Origin of the sequence: Klebsiella sp. BDA134-6 (assembly GCF_015601345.1) — a bacterium.
Lineage (GTDB): Bacteria > Pseudomonadota > Gammaproteobacteria > Enterobacterales > Enterobacteriaceae > Klebsiella > Klebsiella grimontii.
This window is the reverse complement of sequence record NZ_CP064784.1, coordinates 4,720,144-4,743,492: the sequence shown is the minus strand read 5'-3', so window position 1 is coordinate 4,743,492 and position 23,349 is coordinate 4,720,144. Positions and strand designations below refer to the sequence as shown.

At 56.5% G+C, this 23,349-nt stretch carries 27 protein-coding genes; 19 read left to right on the top strand and 8 right to left on the bottom strand.

Annotation, left to right across the window (positions count from 1 at the left end; translation table 11 throughout):
* Nucleotides 1–61 precede the first annotated feature (61 nt).
* Entirely contained in the window at nt 62–2,545 is a 2,484-nt protein-coding gene (locus IYV58_RS21880; protein WP_224326041.1) for a T6SS phospholipase effector Tle1-like catalytic domain-containing protein, read from the top strand.
* 186 nt (nt 2,546–2,731) lie between these two features.
* Here the strand turns inward: IYV58_RS21880 and IYV58_RS28385 are convergent, their stop codons facing one another.
* The 5 genes from IYV58_RS28385 to IYV58_RS21865 form a co-directional block, all read right to left on the bottom strand.
* Complete coding sequence (locus IYV58_RS28385) at nt 2,732–3,316, bottom strand: hypothetical protein (protein WP_224326042.1); 585 nt, start codon at nt 3,314–3,316, stop codon at nt 2,732–2,734.
* Between the two features lie 181 nt (nt 3,317–3,497).
* Nucleotides 3,498–3,743 carry a hypothetical protein gene (locus IYV58_RS28380; protein WP_227676942.1) on the bottom strand — a complete coding sequence of 82 codons (246 nt, stop codon included), beginning with the start codon at nt 3,741–3,743 and terminating at the stop codon, nt 3,498–3,500.
* 309 nt (nt 3,744–4,052) lie between these two features.
* The gene (locus IYV58_RS28370) at nt 4,053–4,385 is read right to left on the bottom strand and encodes a DUF3142 domain-containing protein (RefSeq protein ID WP_265090824.1); all 333 of its coding nucleotides are present in this window, start codon (nt 4,383–4,385) and stop codon (nt 4,053–4,055) included.
* Between the two features lie 8 nt (nt 4,386–4,393).
* On the bottom strand, nt 4,394–4,693 hold the full coding sequence (locus tag IYV58_RS28365; RefSeq protein ID WP_227676862.1) for a hypothetical protein: 300 nt from the start codon (nt 4,691–4,693) through the stop codon (nt 4,394–4,396).
* A gap of 35 nt (nt 4,694–4,728) precedes the next feature.
* Nucleotides 4,729–5,784, bottom strand: coding sequence for an aminopeptidase (locus IYV58_RS21865; protein WP_195729258.1), 1,056 nt, complete (start codon nt 5,782–5,784; stop codon nt 4,729–4,731).
* Between the two features lie 246 nt (nt 5,785–6,030).
* Between IYV58_RS21865 and cysG the strand changes: the two genes are divergently transcribed.
* From cysG to rpoS, 13 genes are all read left to right on the top strand, one after another.
* A complete protein-coding gene (gene cysG / locus IYV58_RS21860) occupies nt 6,031–7,437 on the top strand; it encodes a siroheme synthase CysG (protein WP_180339546.1) in 1,407 nt (468 codons plus the stop codon).
* 9 nt (nt 7,438–7,446) lie between these two features.
* A complete protein-coding gene (cysD, locus tag IYV58_RS21855; RefSeq protein WP_004104981.1) occupies nt 7,447–8,355 on the top strand; it encodes a sulfate adenylyltransferase subunit CysD in 909 nt (302 codons plus the stop codon).
* Nucleotides 8,356–8,364: 9 nt separating this feature from the next.
* Entirely contained in the window at nt 8,365–9,792 is a 1,428-nt protein-coding gene (gene cysN, locus IYV58_RS21850) for a sulfate adenylyltransferase subunit CysN (RefSeq protein WP_004124293.1), read from the top strand.
* Nucleotides 9,792–10,397, top strand: coding sequence for an adenylyl-sulfate kinase (gene cysC / locus IYV58_RS21845; RefSeq protein ID WP_112166455.1), 606 nt, complete (start codon nt 9,792–9,794; stop codon nt 10,395–10,397). The genes cysN and cysC overlap by 1 nt, the downstream gene beginning before the upstream one ends.
* 53 nt (nt 10,398–10,450) lie before the next feature.
* Nucleotides 10,451–10,777, top strand: a complete 327-nt coding sequence (locus IYV58_RS21840; RefSeq protein WP_004124286.1) for a DUF3561 family protein — start codon at nt 10,451–10,453, stop codon at nt 10,775–10,777.
* Nucleotides 10,778–10,917: 140 nt separating this feature from the next.
* Nucleotides 10,918–11,235, top strand: a complete 318-nt coding sequence (gene ftsB / locus IYV58_RS21835; RefSeq protein WP_004124270.1) for a cell division protein FtsB — start codon at nt 10,918–10,920, stop codon at nt 11,233–11,235.
* A gap of 19 nt (nt 11,236–11,254) precedes the next feature.
* Nucleotides 11,255–11,965: a 2-C-methyl-D-erythritol 4-phosphate cytidylyltransferase gene (gene ispD, locus IYV58_RS21830; RefSeq protein ID WP_004124269.1), complete on the top strand. Its 711-nt coding sequence runs from the start codon at nt 11,255–11,257 to the stop codon at nt 11,963–11,965.
* Nucleotides 11,965–12,444 (top strand): 2-C-methyl-D-erythritol 2,4-cyclodiphosphate synthase, encoded by a 480-nt coding sequence (ispF, locus tag IYV58_RS21825; RefSeq protein WP_004124268.1) that lies wholly within the window; start codon nt 11,965–11,967, stop codon nt 12,442–12,444. Before ispD ends, ispF begins: the two co-directional genes overlap by 1 nt.
* Complete coding sequence (truD, locus tag IYV58_RS21820; RefSeq protein ID WP_087829858.1) at nt 12,441–13,490, top strand: tRNA pseudouridine(13) synthase TruD; 1,050 nt, start codon at nt 12,441–12,443, stop codon at nt 13,488–13,490. The genes ispF and truD overlap by 4 nt, the downstream gene beginning before the upstream one ends.
* Complete coding sequence (gene surE, locus IYV58_RS21815; RefSeq protein ID WP_004124266.1) at nt 13,471–14,232, top strand: 5'/3'-nucleotidase SurE; 762 nt, start codon at nt 13,471–13,473, stop codon at nt 14,230–14,232. Before truD ends, surE begins: the two co-directional genes overlap by 20 nt.
* A complete protein-coding gene (locus tag IYV58_RS21810; protein ID WP_004124265.1) occupies nt 14,226–14,852 on the top strand; it encodes a protein-L-isoaspartate(D-aspartate) O-methyltransferase in 627 nt (208 codons plus the stop codon). Before surE ends, IYV58_RS21810 begins: the two co-directional genes overlap by 7 nt.
* 122 nt (nt 14,853–14,974) lie before the next feature.
* Nucleotides 14,975–16,093, top strand: coding sequence for a murein hydrolase activator NlpD (nlpD, locus tag IYV58_RS21805; protein ID WP_004124262.1), 1,119 nt, complete (start codon nt 14,975–14,977; stop codon nt 16,091–16,093).
* 158 nt (nt 16,094–16,251) lie between these two features.
* Nucleotides 16,252–17,244, top strand: coding sequence for an RNA polymerase sigma factor RpoS (rpoS, locus tag IYV58_RS21800; RefSeq protein ID WP_004104962.1), 993 nt, complete (start codon nt 16,252–16,254; stop codon nt 17,242–17,244).
* Between the two features lie 65 nt (nt 17,245–17,309).
* Here rpoS and IYV58_RS21795 read toward each other — a convergent pair whose 3' ends face one another.
* Together IYV58_RS21795 and IYV58_RS21790 are read right to left on the bottom strand one after the other, a co-directional pair.
* Complete coding sequence (locus IYV58_RS21795) at nt 17,310–17,687, bottom strand: hypothetical protein (protein WP_004124261.1); 378 nt, start codon at nt 17,685–17,687, stop codon at nt 17,310–17,312.
* Nucleotides 17,684–18,898 carry an MFS transporter gene (locus tag IYV58_RS21790; protein ID WP_195729257.1) on the bottom strand — a complete coding sequence of 405 codons (1,215 nt, stop codon included), beginning with the start codon at nt 18,896–18,898 and terminating at the stop codon, nt 17,684–17,686. Before IYV58_RS21790 ends, IYV58_RS21795 begins: the two co-directional genes overlap by 4 nt.
* A gap of 107 nt (nt 18,899–19,005) precedes the next feature.
* Here IYV58_RS21790 and IYV58_RS21785 point away from each other — a divergent pair, with 107 nt between their 5' ends.
* A complete protein-coding gene (locus IYV58_RS21785) occupies nt 19,006–19,893 on the top strand; it encodes a LysR family transcriptional regulator (RefSeq protein WP_004124258.1) in 888 nt (295 codons plus the stop codon).
* Here IYV58_RS21785 and IYV58_RS21780 read toward each other — a convergent pair.
* Nucleotides 19,890–20,309, bottom strand: coding sequence for a MarR family winged helix-turn-helix transcriptional regulator (locus IYV58_RS21780; RefSeq protein WP_004124256.1), 420 nt, complete (start codon nt 20,307–20,309; stop codon nt 19,890–19,892). The genes IYV58_RS21785 and IYV58_RS21780 overlap by 4 nt on opposite strands.
* A 170-nt stretch (nt 20,310–20,479) precedes the next feature.
* Here IYV58_RS21780 and IYV58_RS21775 point away from each other — a divergent pair, with 170 nt between their 5' ends.
* The 4 genes from IYV58_RS21775 to IYV58_RS21760 all read left to right on the top strand — a co-directional run bounded on the left by IYV58_RS21775 (nt 20,480) and on the right by IYV58_RS21760 (nt 23,237).
* Nucleotides 20,480–21,073 carry a non-oxidative hydroxyarylic acid decarboxylases subunit B gene (locus IYV58_RS21775; protein ID WP_004124253.1) on the top strand — a complete coding sequence of 198 codons (594 nt, stop codon included), beginning with the start codon at nt 20,480–20,482 and terminating at the stop codon, nt 21,071–21,073.
* The gene (locus tag IYV58_RS21770) at nt 21,073–22,500 is read left to right on the top strand and encodes a non-oxidative hydroxyarylic acid decarboxylases subunit C (protein ID WP_195729256.1); all 1,428 of its coding nucleotides are present in this window, start codon (nt 21,073–21,075) and stop codon (nt 22,498–22,500) included. Before IYV58_RS21775 ends, IYV58_RS21770 begins: the two co-directional genes overlap by 1 nt.
* Nucleotides 22,501–22,510: 10 nt before the next feature.
* The gene (locus tag IYV58_RS21765) at nt 22,511–22,747 is read left to right on the top strand and encodes a non-oxidative hydroxyarylic acid decarboxylases subunit D (protein ID WP_004124248.1); all 237 of its coding nucleotides are present in this window, start codon (nt 22,511–22,513) and stop codon (nt 22,745–22,747) included.
* Between the two features lie 337 nt (nt 22,748–23,084).
* Nucleotides 23,085–23,237 carry a Hok/Gef family protein gene (locus IYV58_RS21760; RefSeq protein WP_032742193.1) on the top strand — a complete coding sequence of 51 codons (153 nt, stop codon included), beginning with the start codon at nt 23,085–23,087 and terminating at the stop codon, nt 23,235–23,237.
* Nucleotides 23,238–23,349 lie beyond the last annotated feature (112 nt).

The window sequence follows — 23,349 nt, the reverse complement described above, 5'->3', positions numbered from 1 at the left end:
TACCACCACGGGCGATCCGTGTTGGGTTCCCCCCGCCTTTCCGAAAGACGGAAGGTTGCTTTTGAGCCAGCAGCAGGTCAACGCAAATATAATAAAAACCGGCAGGGAGGAGGCGCTGTTTCGCCAGGAATCCCGTCAGAATAAAGGCAGCCTGTGCTGCAAAAGCCTGCATATCAGCCTGTTTTTTGACGGCACCAATAATAATGAGCCAAAAGATACTGCCAGCACGCCGCCGCATCCGTCCAACGTGGCAAAACTTTACCACGCCTGTGCGCCTGATGATCGCAAGGGAAACGAGCGCGGTTTTTATGCCTTCTATATACCCGGCGTCGGTACGCCCTTTCCGCGGATTGGCACCTATGACTATTACTCGTCGGGATTGCAGTTTGCTGTCGGAGGAGAGGACCGTATCAACTGGGGGCTGGTGCAGCTATGTAATGCCCTGAGTCACACTGTTACAAAAGATTTCCTCAGCAACGGCAAAATGAAAACGGCGGTTCAGGCGATGAACAGCTCCAGCACTCTTGCGGGCGCGGAACTGGGTTTATTCGCGGGCAGTATGGCGATGTCTTACAACCGTGAAAAAGTTAACCAGGCCTATTTAGACTCGCGGGAAGCGATGCATGACCAGAAGCGGGTGCGGCTGCGTACGCTCGAAAAACTATTAAGCCCGATGCAGGAAAAATTCGTGCGCGCGCAGTGTAAGACGGTAGCAATAAAGCTGTTTGTGTACGGCTTTTCCCGCGGCGCGGCAGAAGCCCGCGCTTTTGTCAGCTGGCTGGATGAGGCGCTGGCGGAGGGGGTGCTCGGCTTCCCGGCGGGAACGCTGCTGGGCGTGAAGGTCTCGGTGGAATTTTTGGGTCTGTTTGATACCGTGCCGGCAGTGGGCATTGCCAACGTGGTGCCGGGTTTCACCGGTCACAACGGCTGGGCGGGGCAGACGCAGCCGCTGCCGCAGTCGGGGTTAATCAAACGCTGTTATCACCTTGTGGCGGCTCACGAGCAGCGTCAGGCGTTTTCGCTGGACTCCATCCGTACCGCCGCAGGCCGCTATTTGCCCAATACTCAGGAAGTGGTCTACCCCGGTATGCACTCCGACGTTGGCGGGGGGTATCCTACCGGCGACCAGGGCAAAGGTCGCGGCGGGGAGGGCGATCTGTTATCGCAAATTACCCTGCATGATATGTATGCGGCCGCGATTGATGCCGGGGCGCCGCTGTCGTTTCATCCTGATGTTTTTGCCCTGTTGCACCCGGATTTCAGGCAAATGTATATCTTTCGGGAAATGAGTTTTGCTTCAGTTAGGGAATTTGATTTTTATCCCGCACTGGTAGACACCTTTAACAACTGGCGGTCGACCCTCTCCCTTGACAATCAGCAGGAGGATCCGCTGTCTGACGATGCTATCTACGCGCCGTTTCGTTTTGAGTCAGTCTGTCTGGAAGAGATGCTGGAAGCGGAAATGATCTGGATGACCGGCTGGCGTATCGCACGTTTTGCTTCGTCCAGGACATCGCCGATGAATCTCACGTCGCAGCCTTTCTTTCAGAACGCATCCCAGCACCCGGAGATTACCGCCCAGCCGTATGAGGCAGGGTTCAGCCAGCAGGCGCAGCGCGCACTTGCCCGCGAGTGGTCACTCCTGCAATGTAAAGCGGAAGCTATAGCGCAGGCGCGTAAAAATGAGGAATCCAGACACAAGGGAGATGAAAACTGGTTTCCGGGGGCAGACCTCATTGGGGAGCCGTTGTACGATGCCAATAATGCCCGCGGCCAGCTCTGGGAAGCCGCCATCGAGTTTGCGGCGGACTACACGCGCACAGTTCGTCCTGACGCATTGTTTAAACCTGCTACGAATCAAAAAACGCAGGGGGCGATCGATTCGGCCACCTGCAGTATTGCGACAAACGCAGAAATCGGCTTTTCCCGGAAGGTGAGCACGACGGCGACGCTTTTACAGATGCTGGATCCGATGCTTGCCACAACGGCCTATATATATACCCATCAGAATGAAGCGTATGAATATCTTCGGTTTAAGAAGGCAGGTGAATACAGATTCCGTCAGCATATTGAGCCGTGCCTGTTGAAAAGAGAGAAGAACGATAAAATCAGCGGGCTGATCAATCTGTATGATAACTATATCCATGATTCCCGGGCCTGGTTTATGCACTCAGAAAGCGGCGTCAGGGAGCCGTTTGGCAGCTACTTTTTATCCAGAATGATCTATTTTGGCGATAAGTGGAGCAAGGCCGTCCAGCTGCGCTTTGATGGGCAAACGATGTCAGGTATTGGCGAAGCACTGCAGGATAAGGCCGTTTTTGCTCATGTGCCAATCTACGGTGTAAAAGTCTTTAACCGTGATACCGGGCAAGAAATCCCCGTTGACGAAAGCACTCTGCCAGCGCCCACCCATGAGTTTATTGCGCAGCTTAAACCCCTGGTCAAACAGCGTCAGATGGAAAGGGAAACAGTCAGGCGCGAGCGCATCGCAACTGCGCTCAACGACTTATGGGACTCCGAAATACTCCACTCACCTCAGGTGTAATTTTACAGAGGTGAGATGTCAGCGGTGGCGTATTTGTTATCTGAACAGGTTCGGGGCAGCGTTTTTTTCAGCTACCTTTAGTCGAAAGGCAGGCCACAGGATGCAAAATCGCCGACCCTGTCCTCAGCATATTTGACCTCGTGATAACGTTGACTTCAGAAAGGGAGAGTCTCGTGCTCTCCCTCCTTATTCCCTTTCCTTTCTGCCAACCCCGGACGCTGTAAAGTCCGGCTCCGGGCAATTCTGGCCAAAGTTTTCCGCCCAAGGGAACGACGCACCGTTTTTAACATAGCGCTTATAGAGACGTTTTACCTTGGCCGGGTCCTGAGCCCAGATCCACCCCGCTGCGTGACACAGCACGGCGGCATAGGTCTGCGATTTACGCGGCAATAGGTCGGCGGATTTTTCGGCAAGCTTCACCGCCTGCCAGCGATAGTGCATAAAGTGATTATCCTGCTTGGGCTGAGAGAGCTGAACGCGCTGACGTTCGCCGGCACTTATCCACGATTTGGTCATCGGACTGCCTTCCGGGCCCCAGCCGTAATACGGCGATGAATACCAGCCATCATAGACCGCAAAATCCGGCGCCATCTCATAGCCCGTCAACGCCATGCCCTGATGGCGAAGAATTTGCGCGGCTTGCCACCATGCCTGCGCCTGGGCTGTTTTGGGCCCATTTTTCGGCAGGGTAGTGATAAACGTCTGCGCGGCATCACGATTCTCCGCAAGGACAAAATAGGTCAGCGCCTTTTGATACTGCTCTGCGCGCATCAGGCGGCGGGCAAGCAGGCAGCGTATCTATGGTAATTTTTGATCTCTTTCGGGCTAAAGGGTCTGGGTTCTGGCTCGTATAACGCGTTAGAAGAACGCGTGAAAAAACTCACAATAAGCAACTGCTGAATAAGCGGATCGTCAAGGCTCTGCAGCAGAAAGTTTTTGTTTTCAGGATGGCTCAGAACGTCAGCGGTGTAGCGTAAAGATGGGCTGCGGCAACGGGGTCGCTTTGCCAGTGCTTAATGCGTCCCTGTTGGCCAAGGCTTGCCAGGGAGAGCTGCTCCGGGTCCTCGTGTCCCGTGCGCACGGCGTCGATGATCTGCTGATAAAGTTCGAAAGCTTCGCGTAACTCCTGCTGCCTGTAGCGTAATTTTTTCCGGCAGCATGGCATCAATATTACCTGCGTTTTTAATCGCCAGCTCATAGTGCGTGGACTCCGCGTTGGTGTTAGCGCTGTCGGGATTCGCCAGCCACTGCCAGAGTGTGGTTAATGGCTGATGACAGATAACTGCCGCCAGCGTGCTGAGTGACCAGGCGCGGCTATCGTTGTCCAGAGGCAGACGGAACCAGACGATACCCGAAAAATGCATCGGCGGATTTTTTCCAACTGGCGAATAAACGCGTCGATTTGTTGTGGTGAGACTCTCAGTTCCTGCTTCTCAGCCACCACCCTCAACGCTGACTCGCTTTCTACGCTTAACGGCTACCCTGGATAGGAAATCAGCGCGGAGCCTTAGGCCGGCAGCGCCAGATAAAACGGATGTGGAGAGATAAGGGCATATTGTGTGCTCCAGCGCTGAGCCAGAATCGGGTCAAACAAACCCTGCTTCGGCGATTGTACGCTGTGGAGCTGCAGCACTGTGCTATCAACCACAGCCAGCATGGGAAGAAGCAATGGCGACGAGATCCAGGTGGGGAGCTCGGTGATGCTGAGCGTTATGTCTGAAGGCAGCTCCTGGCGCAAGGCTCTCAAGAGTTTCTGGTAATCGGCAAGTCGCGATGTGGGGGCATCGTAATCAATTTCTATTGCCGTGAGGTTAACGCCATCGCTGCGCCAGCGGGCAATAATACTTTTTATTTGCGGAAGAATAGCTGCCGCGTCCAGCTACCATCCAGGCGGACCACCAGCCATACCGGACGACCATCCCGCTGTAATAAGGAAGTATTCACCCGGGCAATGCGCGCGCCCTCCCTGGGATGAATCTGCAGCCCCAACACACGCAGGGTGGAAAACAGATCGTGGCTCTCGCGCAGCGCCGCTACGTGCCCGCCCTGCCAGACGCGCTGCCAGATATAAACCAGGCTGTCGGCGATGGACCGCGCGCTGGTAGCCAGTAGTAGAAGCAACGGTATTAAAAAGCGAAAACGCATCATGGCGACAGTCCTTGTTGCCGGATTTTATCGTTAGTCTATTTTGAGGCGGGCTTCTTCTCCGCCTTCGCCAGCTCTTTCACCAGCGGCAGCATCACTTTCATCACTTCGCGTCCGCGATGCTCAATCCGTCCTGGCAGCGCTTTATCAATATACTGCAGGTTATCCAGCTGAATCTTGTGCCAACTGGTGCCGTCCGGGAAGCTGCGAGATTTGCTCCGCTGCTGATAACCGTCTTTCTTACCTAATGACCAATTGGTCGCTTCCACCGACAGTACCGGGATCCCGGCGGTATCAAAAACGCTGGCGTCGTTGCAGCAGCCGGTGCCTTTCGGAAAGTCCCGGTTCAGTCCTGGATTGGTGAAGGCCGCGATGCCGTGGCTATGGGCGATAGCCAGCGCCCGGTCGCGGGTGAGCTTGCGCACCGACGCTGGCGTGCTGCGGCCGCTATTAAAGTACAGCTTATCGCCCACGACAAGGTTATCGAGATTAATCACCAGCAGGGTGTTTTTCTTTTCCGCGTCGCTCATGCGCTTGAGCAGATTCTGCGCCCCAAGCCGGCCCTCTTCTTCGCCGCTGGTGGCAACGAAGCGAATACCGTAACGGGTAGGAACGTTCTTTAACTGTTCAGCAAGTTCCAGCATGACGCCCAGCCCCATCGCGTTATCGTCGATCCCCTGTAGGGTCAGGCCGCCGAGGTTATTTTCAACATCTTTATCGCTCTGCGGCGCGTAGGTATCCAGGTGCGCCATGATAATGATCTGCTGGCGAGATTGGCCTTCATGAGCGGCGATCACCGTACTGCCGGTGACGTTATGCCAGTTTTTACGCTGACTGCTATCGGTATAGACGTAGCGGGTATTGAAGCTGCGTACATCGCTCTGGTAACCCATCTGGGCGAACTGCTGGCGGAGGTAATCGGCTGACAGCATCTCGGCCGGCGTACCGGTCATTCTTCCGGGAAAAAAGGTGGCGATATGACGAGCCTGGGCATTGGCGGTTTCGCCCGGGGCGCTGAATGCCGGGGCGGCGGAGAAGACAAAACCTGCGCCCAACGCCAGGGGAAGCAGGCGACGGCACAATGCGGAAAACATAGGGGGTCCTTTAGCACTTAAAACAATTTCACCCGCGTAGTATGAAACTGTGACCGGGGTTAAACAATTTCAATCGCTCTTAAATGGTGGAAAAACCGCGTGTTAAGCACTTTTTGATATTTGCTTTCCCAGGTCGTTATTCTTTTGAGTAACAACTCATTCCATTTCGTAATTTCATTTGCTCTAGACCGCACCCTATAGTCGCTCTATTGCTGATTGTAAGAGAGTTGTTGCGCAGTGGAATACTTGCCGATATTTGCCGAAGTGAAAGAGAGACCCGTGCTGGTGATCGGCGGCGGCGAGATAGCCGCGCGTAAGATTACGTTTTTGCTGCGCGCTGAAGCGAAGGTGCACATTGTCGCCGAAACGTTGATGCCGGAACTTGCCGAAAAGGTCGAGCGCGAGGAAATTCAGTGGCGGGCAACCGTTTTTGAAGAGCAGCAGCTTGATGACGTATTTCTGGTGATTGCCGCCACGGAAGATGACGAGCTGAACCAACGCGTTTATGTCGCGGCGAACGCGCGCTATCGGCTGGTCAACGTCGTGGATAATCAGGCGCTGTGCTCGTTTGTCTTTCCATCCATTGTCGATCGCTCTCCGCTGCTGGTGGCTATCTCTTCCAGCGGCAAAGCGCCGGTGCTGTCGCGGATTTTGCGCGAAAAAATCGAAGCCCTGCTGCCCACCAACCTGGGGCGGCTGGCTGAAACGGCGAGCTACTGGCGTCACCATATTAAAACCCATCTGAAAACCACCGCCGAACGCCGCCGCTTTTGGGAGCGCGTGTTTACCGGTCGTTTTGCCAGCCTGATGCTGGCTGGCAACAAAGCCGAAGCGGAAAAAGCGCTGGAAGATGAACTTCGGCAGCCGGACAAACGCCCCGGTGAAATTATCCTCGTCGGAGCGGGGCCTGGTGATGCTGGATTGCTGACCCTGCGTGGCCTGCAGGCCCTTCAGCAGGCGGACGTGGTGTTCTACGACAACCTGGTCACCCCGGAGGTGCGCGAACTGGTACGCCGAGACGCGGAGACAATCTGCGTCGGTAAAAGCGCTTCCGGCGTATCCGTACCGCAGCAGGAGATCAACCGTTTGCTGGTGGATGCAGCGAAAGAGGGCAAAACGGTGATTCGCCTGAAGGGCGGCGACCCGTTTATTTTTGGCCGCGGCGGCGAAGAGCTGCAGGCCGCGGCCGAAGCGGGCATTCCGTTTCAGGTCGTCCCGGGCGTGACGGCGGCGGCGGGCGCAACGGCCTATGCCGGAATTCCGCTGACGCATCGTGATTATGCCCAGAGCGCCACCTTTATTACCGGACACTTCGGCGCGGAAAACTCGCCGCTCGACTGGGCGCGGCTGGCGCAAAGCGGCCAGACCCTGGCGATTTATATGGGCAGCCTGAAAGCGGCGGAAATCAGCGCGCAGCTGATCGCCAACGGCCGCGATGGCGACACCCCGGTAGCGGTGATCTCGCGCGGTACCCGCGCCGATCAGCAAACGAAGACTGGCACATTACAACAGCTTGAAAACCTGGCGAAAGACGCCCCGATGCCCGCCCTGATCGTGGTAGGAGACGTGGTGCAATTACATCAACAGCTCGCCTGGTATCAACACACCTCATCCTCAGAGGCCTTTAAGGCTTCTGTAGTAAATCTGGCTTAAGGAACGGTTATGGACCAAAAACGACTCACTCACCTGCGGCAACTGGAGGCGGAAAGCATCCATATCATTCGTGAGGTGGCCGCCGAATTCTCTAACCCGGTGATGATGTACTCCATCGGTAAAGACTCCAGCGTAATGCTGCATCTGGCGCGTAAAGCGTTTTATCCGGGCACCCTGCCGTTCCCGCTGCTGCACGTCGATACCGGCTGGAAATTCCGCGAAATGTATGAGTTCCGTGACCGTACCGCTAAAGCCTACGGCTGCGAGCTGCTGGTGCACAAAAACCCGGAAGGGGTGGCGATGGGGATTAACCCGTTTGTCCACGGCAGCGCCAAGCATACCGATATCATGAAAACCGAAGGCCTCAAGCAGGCGCTGAACAAATACGGCTTCGATGCCGCGTTCGGCGGCGCGCGCCGCGATGAAGAGAAATCCCGCGCCAAAGAGCGTATTTACTCCTTCCGCGACCGCTTCCACCGCTGGGACCCGAAAAACCAGCGCCCGGAGCTATGGCACAACTATAACGGCCAGATTAACAAGGGCGAAAGCATCCGCGTCTTCCCGCTCTCCAACTGGACCGAGCTGGATATCTGGCAGTACATCTATCTGGAGAATATTGAAATTGTACCGCTGTACCTGGCGGCAGAACGTCCGGTGCTGGAGCGCGACGGGATGCTGATGATGATCGATGACGATCGCATCAATCTACAGCCCGGCGAGATGATCAAAAAACAGATGGTGCGCTTCCGCACCCTCGGCTGCTGGCCGCTGACCGGCGCGGTGGAGTCCAATGCGCAAACGCTGCCGGAGATCATCGAAGAAATGCTGGTGTCGACCACCAGCGAACGACAGGGGCGCGTGATTGACCGCGACCAGGCAGGCTCCATGGAGCTGAAGAAACGTCAGGGTTATTTCTAAGGAGCCGCCATGAACACCACAATTGCACAACAAATTGCCAATGAAGGCGGCGTAGAAGCCTACCTGCATGCCCAGCAGCACAAAAGCCTACTGCGCTTTCTGACCTGCGGCAGCGTCGATGACGGTAAAAGTACGCTGATTGGCCGGCTTCTGCACGATACCCGTCAGATTTACGAAGATCAGCTCTCCTCTCTGCATAATGACAGCAAACGTCACGGTACGCAGGGCGAAAAACTCGATCTGGCGCTGCTGGTTGACGGTCTGCAGGCCGAGCGCGAGCAGGGGATTACCATCGATGTCGCCTACCGCTACTTCTCTACCGAGAAGCGCAAATTTATTATCGCCGACACCCCGGGGCACGAGCAGTACACCCGTAATATGGCGACCGGCGCGTCAACCTGCGACCTGGCGATCCTGTTGATTGACGCCCGCAAAGGCGTGCTCGATCAGACTCGCCGTCACAGCTTTATCTCGACGCTGCTGGGGATCAAACACCTGGTGGTGGCGGTGAACAAAATGGACCTCGTCGATTTTAGCGAAGAGACCTTTAACACTATTCGTGAAGCGTATCTGACCTTTGCTGAACAGCTGCCGGGCGATCTCGACATTCGCTTTGTCCCGCTTTCCGCGCTTGAAGGGGATAACGTCGCCAGCCAGAGCGATAAAATGCCGTGGTACAGCGGCCCGACGCTGCTGGAAGTGCTGGAAACCGTTGAGATTCAGCGCGTGGTGGAAAGCCAGCCGCTGCGCTTCCCGGTGCAGTACGTCAATCGTCCGAACCTCGACTTCCGCGGGTTTTCCGGGACGGTTGCCGCTGGCCGCGTGAGCGTAGGACAGCGTCTGAAAGTGCTGCCGTCGGGGGTGGAATCCACCGTGGCGCGCATCGTCACCTTTGACGGCGACCTGCCGGAAGCGGCGGCCGGGGAGGCGATCACTCTCGTGCTGAAGGATGAAATTGATATCAGCCGCGGCGACCTGCTGGTGGACGCGGCGGTCTCTCTGCCTGCGGTGCAAAGCGCTAGCGTTGATGTGGTATGGATGGCGGAGCAGGCCCTAACGCCTGGCCAGAGCTATGACATTAAAATCGCCGGTAAGAAAACCCGCGCCCGCGTGGATGGCGTTCGCTACCAGGTTGATATCAACAACCTGACCCAGCGCGAAGTAGAATCGCTGCCGCTCAACGGCATCGGGTTGGTAGATCTGACTTTCGATGAGCCGCTGGTGCTGGATAAATACCAGGATAACCCGGTCACCGGGGGGCTTATCTTTATCGACCGTTTAACCAACGTCACCGTTGGCGCGGGCATGGTACGCGAGCCGAACGAACAGGCGCAGGCGGGCGCTTCCCAGTACAGCGCGTTTGAGCTTGAGCTGAATCAGCTAATTCGCAAGCACTTCCCGCACTGGGACGCTCGCGACCTGCTGGGAGGCAAGTAATGGCCCGGCATGACGAAAACGTCGTCTGGCATGCGCATCCTGTCACCCAGGAGCAGCGCGAGCAGCATCACGGCCATCGCGGCGTGGTGCTGTGGTTCACCGGGCTTTCGGGCTCGGGGAAATCCACCGTTGCCGGCGCGCTGGAAGAGGCGCTACATCGGCTCGGCGTGAGCACCTATTTGCTGGATGGCGATAACGTGCGTCACGGCCTGTGCAGCGATCTTGGCTTCAGCGACGACGACCGCAAAGAGAACATTCGACGCGTAGGTGAAGTGGCGAAGCTGATGGTGGATGCCGGACTTGTTGTATTGACCGCGTTTATATCTCCGCATCGCGCAGAACGGCAGTTGGTTCGCGAGCGTTTAGGCGAAGGGCGTTTCATCGAAGTCTTTGTCGATACGCCGCTGGCGATCTGCGAAGCGCGGGATCCGAAAGGCCTGTATAAGAAAGCGCGTGCCGGGGAGCTGCGCAACTTTACCGGAATTGATTCAGTGTATGAATCCCCGGAGCGCGCTGAAATTCACCTCGACGGCGAACAATTGGTAACAAATTTGGTGCACCAATTATTAGACCTGCTACGACAGAGCGATATTATCAGATCCTGAAACGGCTGCGGCATCATCACAGGATGCCGATCGCCAGGTCAACAGGATTCGATATGCGCAATACCCAGAACATCAGTATTATTCGTTCAGAACCGCCGCCGGCAGTCAGCGACGAGACCACCTGGTCTCTGTCGGGTGCTGCCGTTGGCTTTATTTCATGGCTGCTGGCGCTGGGTATTCCCTTCCTGATCTATGGCAGTAACACGCTATTTGTCCTCCTCTATACCTGGCCGTTCTTTCTGGCATTAATGCCGGTTGCCGTCGTGGTTGGCATCGCGCTGCATTCGCTGATGGACGGTAAACTTCAGTACAGCGTCTGCGCGACGATTTTGACCGTCGGACTGATGTTCGGTCTGCTGTTCCTCTGGCTACTGGGGTAGTCCTTTTTACGAATGAATCTAGCCTGGGTATCAACGGTAAAAATGTGGTACAGTCCCCGCGTTACGCGGCGTCGTCCGCGCGCCAGAGTAGAGAACTCGGGCGAGTTATGGGATGATGATGCCGTTTTTCAGGGGGCAGGATGGGTAAACTAACGCTGCTGTTATTGGCTTTGCTGGTCTGGCTACAGTACTCGCTGTGGTTCGGCAAAAATGGCCTGCACGACTATAGCCGGGTTGATGACGATGTCTCCGCGCAGCAGGCAACTAACGCTAAATTAAAAGCACGCAACGATCAGCTATTCGCCGAAATTGACGACCTCAACGGCGGTCAGGAAGCTATCGAAGAGCGCGCACGCAATGAACTCAGTATGACCCGCCCGGGCGAAACGTTTTATCGTCTGGTGCCGGATGCGTCAAAACGCAACCAGGCTGCGGGGCAACAGCAGAATAATCGATAAACAGGCCCAGGATTACAACATGGCAGCCACTTTTCCGGGCGTTTGCGCCGTGGTGCCGGCAGCCGGTTTTGGCCGCCGCATGCAAACGGAATGCCCTAAACAATATCTCTCAATCGGTAACAAAACGATTCTCGAGCACGCGGTCGCCGCGCTGCTGGCAAACCCGCGTATACGGCGGGTGGTCATCGCCGTCAGCCCGGGTGACGTGCGCTTTAGCCAACTGCCGTTGGCGAACCATCCTCAAATCACCGTCGTTGATGGCGGGACAGAACGCGCGGATTCCGTTCTCGCTGGCCTGAAGGTGCTTGGCGAGGCTGATTGGGTGCTGGTGCACGATGCCGCGCGCCCCTGCCTGCACCAGGATGACCTCAGCCGCCTGCTTCAATTATGCGACACCAGCCGTACGGGCGGCATTCTGGCCGCCCCGGTTCGCGACACGATGAAGCGCGCGGAGCCGGGCAGGGCGGCCATCGCCCATACCGTTGAGCGTAATGATTTATGGCATGCGCTGACGCCGCAATTTTTCCCTCGCGAACTGCTTGTTGATTGTCTGACGCGGGCGCTTAATGAAGGGGCGACTATCACCGACGAAGCCTCGGCGCTGGAGTACTGCGGCTTCCATCCTGAACTGGTCGCCGGACGAGCTGATAATATAAAAGTGACGCGCCCGGAAGACCTGGCGCTGGCCGAATTTTACCTTACCCGTTCCCGACACCAGGAGAAGGCTTAATGCGAATTGGACACGGTTTTGACGTACACGCTTTTGGCGGTGAAGGCCCAATCATCATCGGCGGCGTGCGCGTGCCCTACGAGAAAGGGCTGCTGGCGCACTCCGACGGCGACGTCGCGCTGCACGCGCTGACCGATGCGCTGCTCGGCGCGGCGGCGCTGGGCGACATCGGCAAGCTGTTCCCGGATACCGATCCGGCCTTTAAAGGCGCCGACAGCCGCGAACTGCTGCGCGAAGCGTGGCGGCGGATTCAGGCGAAAGGCTATACCCTTGGCAACGTTGACGTCACTATCATCGCCCAGGCGCCGAAAATGCTGCCGCATATTCCCCAGATGCGCGTCTTTATCGCCGAAGATCTCGGCTGCCATATGGACGATGTGAACGTCAAAGCCACCACCACCGAAAAGCTGGGCTTTACCGGCCGCGGCGAAGGCATTGCCTGTGAAGCGGTGGCGCTGCTGCGTAAGGCGGAGAAATGATCGCTTTTGACGAACTCACCTACCTACATGGAAAACCGCTGAGCCAGGGGCTGCTAAAAGCCAGCCCGGAGGACTTTTTGGTGGTGGAAGATCTCGGTTTTGCCCCCGATGGTGAAGGCGAGCACGTGCTGGTGAGGATTCTGAAAAACGGCTGCAATACCCGTTTTGTTGCTGACTCACTGGCAAAATTCCTTAAAATTCATGCGCGTGAAGTGAGCTTTGCCGGGCAGAAGGACAAACACGCGGTGACTGAACAGTGGCTGTGTGCCAGAGTGCCGGGCAAAGAGATGCCCGACCTGAGCAAATTTCAGCTCGAGGGTTGCCAGGTTCTGGAGTACGCGCGCCATAAGCGCAAGCTGCGCCTCGGGGCGCTGAAGGGGAACCAGTTTACTCTGGTACTGCGCGAAGTCAGCGCCCGCGACGATGTCGAAAAGCGTTTACAGGCGATTGCCGAGCATGGCGTACCCAACTATTTTGGCGCCCAGCGCTTCGGTATCGGCGGCAGTAACCTGCAGGGGGCGCTGCGCTGGGCCGAGAACGGCGCGCCGGTGCGCGATCGCAATAAACGCAGTTTTTGGTTGTCGGCGGCCCGCAGCGCATTGTTTAATCAACAGGTTGGTATTAGATTAAAAAAACCGGAATTTAATCAGGTTGTTGATGGCGATGCGCTACAATTAGCGGGGCGCGGAAGCTGGTTCGTTGCGGCCTCTGAAGAACTGACGGAACTCCAGGCGCGGGTAGATAACCGCGAGCTGATGATTACCGCTGCGCTTGTGGGCAGCGGCGACTGGGGAAGCCAACGGGGTGCGCTGGCCGCTGAACAGGCGGCAGTGGCCGAAGAGACGCAGCTACAGGCGCTGCTGGTGCGTGAGAAAGTAGAGGCCGCCCGCCGGGCGATGCTGCTCTATCCCCAGCAGATGAGCTGGAACTGGTGGGATGACGTTACCGTTGAACTGCGTTTCTGGCTGCCCGCAGGCAGCTTCGCCACCAGCGTAGTAAGGGAGCTTATCAATACAACGGGTGACTATGCGAATATTGCTGAGTAACGATGACGGGATTCATGCGCCGGGCATTCAGACCCTGGCAAAGGCCTTACGAGAATTCGCTGAGGTTCAGATAGTTGCACCCGATCGTAACCGCAGCGGAGCGTCGAATTCCCTGACGCTGGAATCTTCGCTACGTACTTTCACTTTTGATAACGGCGATATCGCCGTACAGATGGGCACCCCGACGGACTGCGTTTACCTCGGCGTGAACGCCCTGATGCGGCCGCGTCCGGATATTGTGGTTTCCGGCATTAACGCCGGTCCCAACCTCGGTGACGACGTCATCTATTCCGGCACCGTTGCCGCCGCGATGGAGGGCCGTCATCTCGGCTTTCCGGCGCTGGCCGTCTCGCTAAACGGCTATCAGCATTATGATACCGCCGCCGCGGTCACCTGTTCGATTCTGCGGGCTTTAAGCCGCGAGCCGCTGCGCACCGGGCGCATTCTGAATATCAACGTGCCGGATCTGCCTCTTGAGCAGATTAAAGGTATCCGCGTGACCCGCTGCGGCAGCCGTCATCCTTCCGATCAGGTGATCCCGCAAAAAGATCCGCGCGGCAATACGCTGTACTGGATTGGACCTCCGGGCGAGAAGTACGACGCCGGGCCGGATACCGACTTCGCCGCCGTGGATGAAGGCTATGTGTCGGTCACTCCGCTACATGTCGATTTAACCGCCCACGGCGCACATGAGGTGGTGAGCGGTTGGCTGGATCGCGTTGGGGTTGATACGCAATGGTAAGTAAACGTGTTGAAAGTCTTCTCAATCAGCTCCGCACGCAGGGCATTATTGACGAGCGCGTGCTGAACGCGATCGCGCTGGTGCCGCGAGAAAAGTTTGTTGATGAAGCCTTTGAACATAAGGCGTGGGAAAACACGGCGCTGCCGATTGGCCAGGGGCAAACCATCTCGCAACCCTACATGGTGGCGCGGATGACAGAGCTTCTGACGCTAACGCCGGAGTCAAGGGTGCTGGAAATTGGCACCGGATCTGGCTATCAGACGGCGATCCTGGCGCATCTGGTGCATCACGTATGCTCGGTTGAGCGTATTAAGAGTTTGCAGTGGCACGCGCGGCGTCGCCTTAAACAACTTGATTTACATAATGTTTCAACCCGTCACGGCGATGGATGGCAGGGTTGGCAGGCACGCGCGCCGTTCGACGCGATCATCGTTACCGCCGCGCCGCCGGAAATTCCGGCTGCGCTGCTGGCGCAGCTGGACGATGGCGGCGTACTGGTGCTGCCGGTAGGCGAAGAGCACCAGTTCCTGAAGCGAATCCGTCGGCGCGGTAACGAGTTTGTCATTGATACTGTCGAAGCCGTGCGCTTTGTACCCCTCGTGAAAGGGGAGTTGGCCTGAACCCGGATTATTCCAGGTTTTTTTGCCTGCATTTAGGCATAGGGTGGACGCATTTTTCGTGTCCTGGCCGGGCGCCGTCCGGTGAGCAAGATATTGGTAGTTAACATATTCCTGGGGGATAAATGAGCGCGGGAAGCCCAAAATTTACCTTAAGCCGCATTGCGGCTTTGTCACTGGTGTCACTCTGGCTGGCAGGCTGCAGCAGCTCCAACAATCCGCCTGCGCCGGTCAGCTCGGCTGGCGGGGCTTCGTCTTCCAGTACGAATTCCGGAATGCTGATCACGCCTCCGTCAAATAACGTCCCACAGGCGCGCCCGGTACAAACGCAACCGGTGCAGACGCAGCCCGTTCAGGTTCAGCCGATGGCTCAGGAGCCGGTGCAAACGGTGAACGGTAAAATTGTCTACAACCGTAAGTATGGAGATATTCCGAAAGGTAGCTATACCGGCGGCAGTACCTATACTGTTAAACGCGGCGACACGCTATTCTATATTGCGTGGGTCACCGGGAACGACTTCCGCGACCTGGCGCAGCGTAATAATATCCCGGCGCCGTACGGTTTGAACGTTGGTCAGACGCTGCAGGTTGGCAACGCATCCGGCCAGCCAATCACCGGTGATAACCCTGTCGCCCAGGCCAGCGTGAAGGCCAGCAACGGCGGGATGTTAACCGCAAATTCTGCACAAAAATCCACCGCGGTGGTTGCGTCCCAACCAACTATTACGTATTCTGAATCCTCAGGTGAACAGAGTGCTAATAAGATGTTGCCGAATAACAAGCCTGCGACGACAACAACCGTCGCGCCAGTTACGGCCCCAGCTGTCAGCACAACCCAATCGACTGCAAGCAGTACGTCAACCAGTTCGCCGATCTCTTCATGGCGCTGGCCGACTGATGGCAAGGTTATCGAGAACTTTAGTGGTGCCGAAGGTGGCAATAAAGGTATTGATATCGCAGGCAGTAAAGGACAGGCTATTGTCGCGACCGCAGATGGGCGCGTCGTCTATGCCGGTAACGCACTGCGCGGTTACGGTAATCTTATTATCATCAAACACAACGATGATTACCTGAGCGCCTACGCCCATAACGATACGATGCTCGTAAAAGAGCAACAAGATATCAAGGCGGGGCAGAAAATCGCTACCATGGGTAGCACAGGTACTAGCTCTACACGTTTGCATTTTGAAATTCGTTACAAGGGGAAATCCGTCAACCCGCTGCAGTATTTACCGCAGCGATAATTTGGCAAAGTACGGATAAGCTCAATATCGCTAACAAAGGCGCCAGGGCGGCCGCGATGCCTTCTTCACCGGGGCAGAAAAGGTTATCGTCCTGGCGTCTTTTGAGTGATGTTTAGCGAAGGTGCTTTGCTTAGGGATCACGGGTAGGAGCCATCTTTATGAGTCAGAATACGCTGAAAGTTCATGATTTAAATGAAGACGCGGAATTTGATGAGAACGGAGTCGAGGTTTTTGATGAGAAAGCCTTAGTTGAAGAGGAACCCAGTGATAGCGATCTGGCTGAGGAAGAGCTTCTTTCGCAGGGAGCCACCCAACGGGTGCTCGATGCGACGCAGCTTTATCTTGGAGAGATTGGTTATTCCCCGCTGCTGACGGCCGAAGAAGAGGTTTATTTTGCGCGTCGCGCGCTGCGTGGTGATGTTGCGTCACGCCGCCGGATGATCGAAAGCAACCTGCGTCTGGTCGTCAAGATAGCCCGTCGTTACGGCAATCGTGGTCTGGCTCTGCTGGATCTGATTGAAGAAGGTAACCTGGGGCTGATTCGCGCAGTTGAGAAGTTTGATCCGGAACGTGGGTTCCGTTTTTCGACTTACGCGACCTGGTGGATTCGTCAAACGATTGAACGGGCGATCATGAACCAAACCCGTACGATCCGTTTACCGATCCATATCGTCAAAGAGCTGAACGTCTATCTGCGTACCGCACGCGAGTTGTCCCATAAGCTGGACCACGAGCCAAGCGCGGAAGAGATAGCCGAACAGCTGGATAAGCCAGTTGATGACGTGAGCCGGATGCTGCGTCTGAACGAGCGCATTACCTCGGTGGATACTCCACTGGGCGGCGACTCGGAAAAAGCGCTGCTGGATATTCTGGCCGATGAAAAAGACAACGGTCCGGAAGACACCACGCAGGACGATGATATGAAACAAAGCATCGTCAAATGGCTGTTCGAACTGAACGCCAAGCAGCGTGAAGTGCTGGCTCGTCGCTTCGGCCTGCTGGGCTATGAAGCCGCGACGCTTGAGGATGTGGGCCGCGAAATTGGCCTGACCCGCGAACGCGTGCGTCAGATCCAGGTAGAAGGCCTCCGCCGCCTGCGGGAGATCCTGCAAAGCCAGGGGCTGAATATCGAAGCGCTGTTCCGCGAGTAAGACACCTTTCTTAAAAAAGGCTCAATCGTTTGATTGGGCCTTTTTCTTTTTTGGGCCTCCGTCGCTTATGCGAGCGCCGTCTCGTGGAGGTGCAGCCAGTTGATTTTCCCTTCCTGCAGACGGAAAAGAACCGTCGACCAGCGTGCGGTGTCCGCTTTGCCGGGTAAAGCGTGGATTTCCCGATAGAGCACCGCTGCGCCATCGTGCCATTCGGCAAGTATGGCGGCATTGTCGATGACAATCTTCAAGCCCGGGCGGCTGGCGCGAGCCTCGCGAAAAAAAACGCTGACCGACTGATGGTCCATGCGCATACCGTTTATCGGGATCATGCTAAATTCCTGGCTAAAGCGATGCAGCAGCGCTTCGGCGCTCCCTTCCCCCTGATTCAGCCAGTTTTCTATAGCCACGTGGGCCGTAATAACTTCCGCAATATAGCGATTCATTTGTTCTCCATTTTACCGTGCAGGCGTAAGACGAGCGCCCGATTATCGAATTTTAGGCAACCCAGCAGCGGCACCAGGGTCAAAACGGCGGCGGCGATAAATACGCCGCGCCACGCCAGCGGGGTTGGCCAGTAAAGTAAAAAAACGCTCAGTAAAGCCGCCAGTAGCGCAGATCCTATCAGGAAACTGAGCTGGCGATTGAGGTTCCACAGCGCGCTGGCGTCCGGCATATCGGGGTTCGCCACGTTAAGAAACGCGCTGCTCTGGGCCGTACTGCTGCACAGGCTGCCGCCTGCGCCCATCAGGATAAACGCCGCGATCAGCGCGCTGCTGGCGATATGCGCATTGACGCCAGCCAGGATGATTATTCCGGCTGCCTGGAGAAGGCAGCCCAGCGCAATCAGGGGGCGGGGGCCGAGACGATTAAAATAGCGGCCGGTCGTCGCGATCGCCACAAATGAGGCCAGCGACCACGGAAGCATCAGGGAGCCGATGGTGGAGGGCGCCATCCCCGTCACGCTTTGCAAATAAAACATCCCGACGACATTAATTCCTATAAACGTCCCCGGCACGCAGAGATAGACCAGCATAGAAAAGCGCAGCAGCGGGTCGCGCAGTAACGAAATATGTAAAAAGCCGCCCGGCCGCGCGATGCTCTTCTCATCCCTGAGCCACAGCGCGGCCAGCCCGAACGTCAGCAGCGCTATCGGCAGGCTGGCAAAGAAAACCCAGCGCCAGCTCAACGACTGCACCAGTACTCCGCCGAGCGCCGGAGAGCACGCCGGCGCCAGCAGCCCAACCAGCATCACCGCGGCGGAAAGTTTCGCCCGTTCGTGAGGCTTGAACTGTTGCCAGGTTAACGCCTGTCCTAGCGGAATCAGCAGCCCGCCGCCCATCCCCTGCAGGGCGCGCCACATGACGAGGCTTATCAACGAGTCGGCCATCCCGGCAGCCAACGCTCCGAGGCTAAACAAGGTAAGCGAAAGCAGGAATACCCGCCGGGCCCCAAACTGCTGGCTGAGCCAGGCGCTAAACGGCAGCACCAGGGTGAGCCCGGCAATATAGCCATTGCTGACCCACGCCAGCTCGCCCACCGACGCGTGTAGCGTCCGGCCCATCGCCGGAAAGGCGACGCTGGCGATAAACATATTGATTAAGTCGAGAAAGAAACCCAGCAGAAAAACGGTTGCGACCTTGTTGCGATACGTCATTGATGAAATCCCCCGTGAAGGCCGCTACTGTAAACCTCAGTATCAGGGCGAATAAACACGACATTCGGAGATATACTGTCGTAAATATTTTGACAATGGGCGGCGCGATGCTGAATCTGCAGCGAATGAACATGTTTGTGGCGGTAGTCGATAGCGGGAGTTTTACTGCGGCGGCGGCGGCTCTGGGGCAGACCAAGGCGGTGGTGAGTTTCAACGTCCGCCAGCTGGAGAGCGAGCTGGGGGTCACGCTGCTGTTGCGATCGACCCGGCGGCTGACGCTTACCGAAGCCGGTTCGCTGTTCTATCATCGCGGGGTCGCGCTGCTGAAAGCGGCGGAAAACCTGCAGGACGACGTCCGGGGCAGCCACGTGGGGTTGAGCGGCGAGCTGCGGATCACGACGACGCCTGAATATGGCGCGCAGGTGATTATTCCGGCGCTGGCAGAGTTCAGCCTGCGGCATCCTGCGCTCCACGTACGCCATGTTTCCTCGTCTCATCACGCGGATTTAATCTCAGAACGGTTTGACGTGGCGATTCGCCTCGGCACGCTGGCGGATTCGCGCTACCGCGCGGCGCTGATCTCGCGCTTTGCCATCGTCCCGGTTGCAGCCCCGTCATGGCTGGCGCAGCATCCTGTAAAGACGCTTGATGATCTGGCGAAATCGGCGTGGATTATTCATGAACGTCTGACCGCACCGCTCCGCTGGCAGCTTAGCGGGCCCCATGACGAGAGCATTGCCTTCGAGATTAAACCGGCGCCGCGGCTGTCGGCGGATAGCGCCAGCGCGCTGATGGCTTTTGCGCTGGCAGGGAGCGGCATCGCGCTGCTACCCGAATGGCTGGTGGCCGCTGCGCTGGCGGACGGCGCACTGGCGAAGGTAATGCCGGCGTTTAGCTTTCCGCCCCAGGGGGTATACGCGGTTTACCCGGACGCGCAGCATATTCCTGCCAGGGTGCGGGCGTTTATTGATTTTTTACGCGAACGCCTGGGTTAACGCTGTTGTTCTTGCGCCATCAGCTTGTGGATGATGTGCGAAAACTGTTGGCGCTCCTCATCGCTCAGCCGACCTAAAAACTCTTCGTCGACGGCGTGACCCAGCGGCATTGAGCTTGCCAGTAACGCTTCGCCTTCCGCGGTTAAATAGACAAACCGACGGCGTTTGTCCGCCGGGTCGTGTTCGCGGCGAACCAGACCGCGGCTCTCCATTCGGCTCAGCATCTCCGCCAGTGTCGCTTTGGTGCTGACCGCCGCTTCCGTTAACGTCACCTGTTCAATGCCGGGATGCTCGGCAATAGAACGCATCACCGCATACTGCGGTTTGGTGAGGTCCGGCAGTTCAAGCTGCCAGCGGGCGGTGTGCTGCTGAAAAAGCTGGCGCAGCAGGTGGAACGCCTCGTTTTTTAACTCCATGACCACTCCCTAAAAAAACCGTCGGTTCTATGATAGCCGTTCGAAGGGCGTTTGAGCATTTTTCCTGTTTTGATGAAAAATGCGGCCGTGTACGAACGAACTTGCAAGAAAAGCTTATCAAGCGTAGCTTTAATAAAAATGTTCGTATACGAACAAAATGTGAGGCGATGATGAAGCTAATAGTAGGGATGACCGGAGCGACGGGCGCTCCGCTGGGCGTTGCGCTGCTGAAAGCGCTTCGTGAGATGCCGGAAGTGGAAACGCATCTGGTGATGTCAAAGTGGGCCAAAACCACCATTGAACTGGAAACACCGTACAGCGCCCGTGAAGTGGCGGCGCTGGCCGATTTCTCGCATAGCCCGGCGGATCAGGCCGCCATCATCTCATCAGGTTCATTTCGTACCGACGGCATGATCGTTATCCCCTGCAGTATGAAAACGCTGGCCGGTATCCGTGCCGGTTATGCCGAGGGGCTGGTTGGGAGGGCCGCGGACGTGGTGCTGAAAGAGGGGCGTAAGCTGGTGCTGGTACCGCGCGAAATGCCGTTGAGCACTATCCATCTGGAAAACATGCTGGCTCTGTCGCGCATGGGCGTGGCGATGGTGCCGCCCATGCCCGCCTATTACAACCATCCCAAAACCATTGAGGACGTCACTGACCACGTTGTCACGCGGGTGCTGGATCAGTTCGGTCTGCAATATCACAAAGCGCGCCGTTGGAACGGGTTACGGGCGGTAGAGAATATTTCACAGGAGAATGAATAATGGCTTTTGATGATTTGCGCAGCTTTTTGCAGGCGCTGGACGAGCAGGGGCAACTGCTGAAAATTAGCGAAGAAGTGAACGCGGAGCCGGATCTGGCCGCGGCGGCAAACGCCACCGGGCGCATCGGCGATGGCGCTCCCGCGCTGTGGTTTGACAATATTCGCGGTTTTACCGATGCGCATGTGGCAATGAACACCATCGGCTCCTGGCAGAACCACGCTATCTCGCTAGGTCTGCCGCCGAATACGCCGGTGAAAAATCAGATCGACGAATTTATTCGTCGCTGGGATAAATTCCCGGTGACGCCGGAGCGGCGGGCAAACCCGGCGTGGGCGGAAAATACCGTCGACGGCGAGGCGATTAATCTGTTCGATATTCTGCCCCTGTTCCGTCTCAACGACGGCGACGGCGGCTTTTATCTCGACAAAGCCTGTGTGGTTTCTCGCGATCCTCTCGACCCGGACAATTTTGGCAAGCAAAACGTCGGCATTTACCGTATGGAGGTGAAGGGCAAACGTAAACTGGGCCTGCAGCCGGTACCGATGCACGATATCGCTCTGCATCTGCACAAAGCGGAAGAGTGCGGTGAAGACCTGCCGATTGCCATTACCCTGGGAAACGATCCGATTATTACCCTCATGGGCGCTACGCCGCTGAAATACGATCAGTCGGAATATGAGATGGCCGGCGCGCTGCGCGAAAGTCCTTATCCTATCGCGACCGCTCCGCTGACCGGCTTTGACGTGCCGTGGGGCTCAGAGGTGATCCTCGAAGGGGTGATTGAAAGCCGCAAGCGTGAAATCGAAGGCCCGTTCGGCGAATTTACCGGCCACTACTCCGGCGGCCGTAATATGACGGTGGTACGAATTGATAAAGTCTCTTACCGCAGCAAACCGATCTTCGAGTCCCTCTATCTCGGCATGCCGTGGACCGAGATCGACTATCTGATGGGCCCGGCCACCTGTGTGCCGCTGTATCAGCAGCTGAAGGCTGAGTTCCCCGAGGTACAGGCCGTCAACGCGATGTACACCCACGGCCTGCTGGCGATTATCTCCACCAAAAAACGCTATGGCGGCTTTGCCCGCGCGGTAGGCCTGCGGGCGATGACCACGCCGCATGGTCTGGGCTACGTGAAGATGGTGATCATGGTTGATGAGGACGTCGACCCGTTCAACCTGCCGCAGGTGATGTGGGCGCTGTCGTCGAAGGTCAACCCGGCCGGGGACCTGGTGCAGTTGCCTAATATGTCGGTACTGGAGCTCGATCCAGGCTCCAGCCCGGCGGGGATCACCGACAAACTGATTATCGACGCCACCACGCCGGTTGCGCCCGATCTGCGCGGCCACTACAGCCAGCCGGTACAGGATCTTCCTGAAACCAAAGCCTGGGCTGAAAAACTGACCGCCATGCTGGCCAACCGTAAATAAGGAGAAGAAGATGATTTGTCCACGCTGCGCCGATGAACATATTGAAGTGCTGGCAACGTCGCCGGTAAAAGATGTCTGGACGGTATTCCAGTGCCAGCACTGTTTCTACACCTGGCGTGATACGGAACCGCTACGCCGTACCAGCCGCGAACATTATCCGGAAGCGTTCCGCATGACCCAGAAAGATATTGATGACGCGCCGATGGTGCCGCATATTCCGCCGCTGCTGGCGGAAGATAAACGCTAAAATCAACGGGGTCCGCTTAGTCGGGCCTTTTTTATATTGAGTTAATCAATGCAAAATATTTATTAATTAATTTTCAAATTACATAAAAGGTTAATAAAGCAGATATATTTGCGAGTTATCTCCAGTTTATAATAAACTCAACGAGTTTGATAAATTACCGATAAGCTTCGCAGCCGGGAAAATATAGAATAGCGGCGGGTGCTTGAGGTTATCTGGCTTTGAGCATTTATAAAGATTCAGATAAACGAAAGCCCCAGAAGATATTTCTATCAACTGAGGTTGACGGATGAACCTGAACAATTCAGATGTTAGTCTCTTCTTTGCAGGGAGGCAAGACATGCTAACAAAATATGCCCTTGTGGCAATCGTCGTACTGTGTATTGCGGTACTGGGATTTACGCTTTTGGTGCGCAGCTCGCTGTGCGAACTCAGTATTAAAGAGCGTAGTATGGCGTTTAAAGCTGTTCTCGCTTACGAATCGAAGAAATAGCATCAGCGCGGGGGCAACCCCGCGTATTGGTTGTCAGGATGCATCCTCTCGCACCCAGTTTGCATTTATTAAAACGGCAGCACCGCAGGACGCTGCCGTTTTTCACGTTAAA